Below are 3,157 nucleotides of genomic sequence, written 5' to 3'. Positions count from 1 at the left end.
GGGGGGGGCGCGCCCCCCCCGGCCGCGGCCGACGCCCCGCCCCCCGCGCGGCCCCCCCGGCCGCCCGCCCCGCCGCGGGCGCCGGCCCCCCCCGGCGCCCCCGCGCCCCAGGCTCCCGCCGAGGGCGGCGAGGACGCCGGTCGCGAACAGGGCCAGCGTGGTCGCGGGCGGCAGCGCCGTGGCCGTGACCAGTCCCGTTCCGGCGGCGAGAACGCCGAGGCGCAGGAGTCGAAGAACGAGGGCGACTCCGGTGAGCGCAGGCGCGACCGCAATCAGGGCGATCGCAACAACCAGGGCGATCGCAACCAGGGTGACCGTAATCAGGGCCAGCAGGGCGATCGCGGTCAGCAGCAGGGCGAGCAGCGTCAGCAGGGCGGCCGCAACGAGGCCCGCGGCGGTGAGGACGAGGAGTCCGGTCGCGGCAGGCGCGGACGCCGGTTCCGCGAGCGTCGTCGTGGTCGCGACCGCGAGAGCGGCGGCGGCGAGAGCCGTGAGCTCGAGATCCGCGAGGACGACGTCCTGCAGCCGGTCGCTGGCATTCTCGACGTGCTGGACAACTACGCCTTCGTCCGCACCTCGGGCTACCTGGCCGGACCCAACGACGTCTACGTGTCGATGAACCTGGTCCGCAAGAACGGCCTGCGTCGCGGCGACGCCATCACCGGCGCCGTGCGCGCCCCGCGCGACGGGGAGCAGGGCAACCAGCGGCAGAAGTTCGATCCGCTGGTGCGGCTGGACACCGTCAACGGCGGCGATGTCGAGGCGGCCAAGCGGCGTCCCGAGTTCGGCAAGCTCACCCCGCTGTACCCGAACCAGCGGCTGCGGCTCGAGACCACGCCCAACAAGCTGACCACCCGCGTGATCGACCTGATCATGCCGATCGGCAAGGGCCAGCGCGCGCTGATCGTGTCGCCGCCGAAGGCCGGTAAGACCACGATCCTGCAGGACATCGCCAACGCGATCGCGACCAACAACCCCGAGTGCTACCTGATGGTGGTGCTGGTCGACGAGCGCCCGGAAGAGGTCACCGACATGCAGCGGTCGGTGAAGGGCGAGGTTATCGCCTCCACCTTCGACCGTCCGCCGAGCGACCACACCTCGGTCGCCGAGCTGGCCATCGAGCGGGCCAAGCGCCTGGTCGAGATGGGCAAAGACGTTGTGGTGCTGCTCGACTCGATCACCCGGCTCGGCCGCGCGTACAACAACTCCTCGCCCGCTTCCGGCCGCATCCTCTCCGGTGGTGTCGACTCGACCGCGCTGTACCCGCCCAAGCGGTTCCTCGGCGCGGCGCGCAACATCGAGAACGGCGGCTCGCTGACGATCATCGCCACCGCCATGGTGGAGACCGGCTCGACCGGTGACACGGTGATCTTCGAGGAGTTCAAGGGCACCGGCAACGCCGAGCTCAAGCTCGACCGCAAGATCGCCGAGCGGCGCGTGTTCCCGGCGGTGGACGTCAACCCGTCCGGCACCCGCAAGGACGAGCTGCTGCTCAGTCCCGACGAGGCCGCGGTCCTGCACAAGCTGCGCCGTGTGCTCTCCGGTCTGGACTCGCATCAGGCGATCGACCTGCTCATCGACCGTCTGAAGAAGACCAAGAACAACCTCGAGTTCTTGATGCAGGTCAGCAAGACCGCGCCGGGGGCGCTGGACGAGTAGTCCGGTCACGCCGGTACGACCCGAGAGGGCCCCGAGAATTCGGGGCCCTCTCGTCTTTTCGCTTCCGGCCGCGCGCGGCCACCGGCGACCATAAGGTGTGAAATGTACTTACTTCACTACCTTGGAAGGGGGGCATCATGCTGCGTACAGTCGTTGCGTCGGTGCTCATCTCGGCGGCCATCGGCACCGCGGGCACTGCCGGGGCCGAGGCGCCCGTTCCGCCGATCGCCGACCAGCCCGGCGTCTCCGGTTCGGCCGAGGCGGGCTCCGGCGCCGCGAGGATGTCAACCCGTCCGGTCGTCAGTTCGCCGAAGACCGGTTCGGCCGCGATCGACGGCGCCCTCGTCGGGTTGTCCGTGGGCTCGTCAGGCTTGCGGATGGGTGACATCGTGTACGCGCTGTTCGGTGCGGGAGTGGCTCCGTTGCTCGGGCTCTTCGGCGCCGTCTGCGACCTGTCCGCCGCCTCGGGGGAGGTGGACCCGTGCGTGTCGAAACAGACGCCGGTGCCCGAGTAGCGAACGGCGACGCCGGGAACAAAGCCCAGGCCGGGCGCGTTTTGGGAGGGTGACGACGGTTCTGGCATACTGGATCGCCGTGCGTCCGCCACGTTGCGCGGACAATCCCGCCTAGTCGGTCCCGGTTCACGTCCCGATCTGCACGACAGATCAGGGCGACCCGGCGGCCAATATCGAGAGGACACCCATGAAGGCCGGAATCCACCCGCCCTATGTCGACACCACCGTCGTCTGCGGTTGCGGCAACACCTTCCAGACTCGCTCCACCAAGGAGACCGGACAGATCACCGTCGAGGTCTGCTCGCAGTGCCACCCGTTCTACACCGGCAAGCAGAAGATCCTCGACACCGGCGGTCGCGTGGCCCGCTTCGAGGCCCGCTACGGCAAGCGCGCCGGCAAGAAAGCCGACGACGCCAAGTAGCTTCCTCGCCGACGCCCGGTCCTGCGACGCAGGCCCGGGCGTCGGTGTTTTTTCTCCCCAGCCGTCACCGGGCAATCGCACATCGGTGAGCCCGCCCCCGAGGAAGAGGAAGCGAACATGACGCAGCCGTCCGCGATCGACGACATCCTGGCCGAGCACGCGGGACTGGAGACCCAGCTGGCCGATCCGGCGCTGCACAACGATCCGGCGGCCGCCCGCCGGGTCGGCAAGCGATTCGCCGAACTGGCGCCGGTCATGGCCACCTACCGCAAACTGGAGTCCGCCAGGGACGACCTGAACGCGGCCAGGGAGCTGGCCGCCGACGATCCCTCCTTCGCCGCCGAGGTGCCCGAGCTGGAACGCCAGGTCGAGGAGTTCGAGCAGGCGCTGGCCGATCTGCTCGCTCCGCGCGACCCGCACGACGGCGACGACGTGGTGCTCGAGGTCAAGTCCGGCGAGGGCGGCGAGGAGTCCCCGCGGTTGGGCGCCGCCCCGGGCCCGGTGGTGAAACCCAGCCCCCCACAGCCCCGGGGGGGCGGGGGGGTACGCGCCCCCCCCCCCC

General features: G+C 70.5%; 4 protein-coding genes. All 4 read left to right on the top strand.

Annotated elements, in window-relative coordinates; all coding sequences use genetic code 11:
• A partial coding sequence (gene rho / locus QH283_RS07760) for a transcription termination factor Rho (RefSeq protein ID WP_280502337.1) occupies nt 1-1,659 on the top strand: 1,659 nt, incomplete at its 5' end.
• Between the two features lie 137 nt (nt 1,660-1,796).
• Complete coding sequence (locus QH283_RS07755) at nt 1,797-2,174, top strand: hypothetical protein (protein ID WP_280502336.1); 378 nt, start codon at nt 1,797-1,799, stop codon at nt 2,172-2,174.
• A gap of 187 nt (nt 2,175-2,361) precedes the next feature.
• Nucleotides 2,362-2,595, top strand: a complete 234-nt coding sequence (gene rpmE, locus QH283_RS07750) for a 50S ribosomal protein L31 (RefSeq protein WP_280502335.1) — start codon at nt 2,362-2,364, stop codon at nt 2,593-2,595.
• Nucleotides 2,596-2,712: 117 nt separating this feature from the next.
• Nucleotides 2,713-3,157: PCRF domain-containing protein (locus tag QH283_RS07745; RefSeq protein WP_280502334.1), on the top strand; the 445-nt coding region annotated here is incomplete at its 3' end.

The sequence above is a fragment of the Nocardia farcinica genome (genome assembly GCF_029867845.1).
Lineage (GTDB): Bacteria > Actinomycetota > Actinomycetes > Mycobacteriales > Mycobacteriaceae > Nocardia > Nocardia farcinica_A.
This window is presented reverse-complemented; position numbering and strand designations above follow the sequence as displayed.

Coding starts and splice junctions, on each gene's coding strand:
- rpmE (WP_280502335.1), top strand. CDS start 2,362: ATGAAGGCCGGAATCCACCCGCCCTATGTCGACACCACCGTCGTCTGC.
- QH283_RS07755 (WP_280502336.1), top strand. CDS start 1,797: ATGCTGCGTACAGTCGTTGCGTCGGTGCTCATCTCGGCGGCCATCGGC.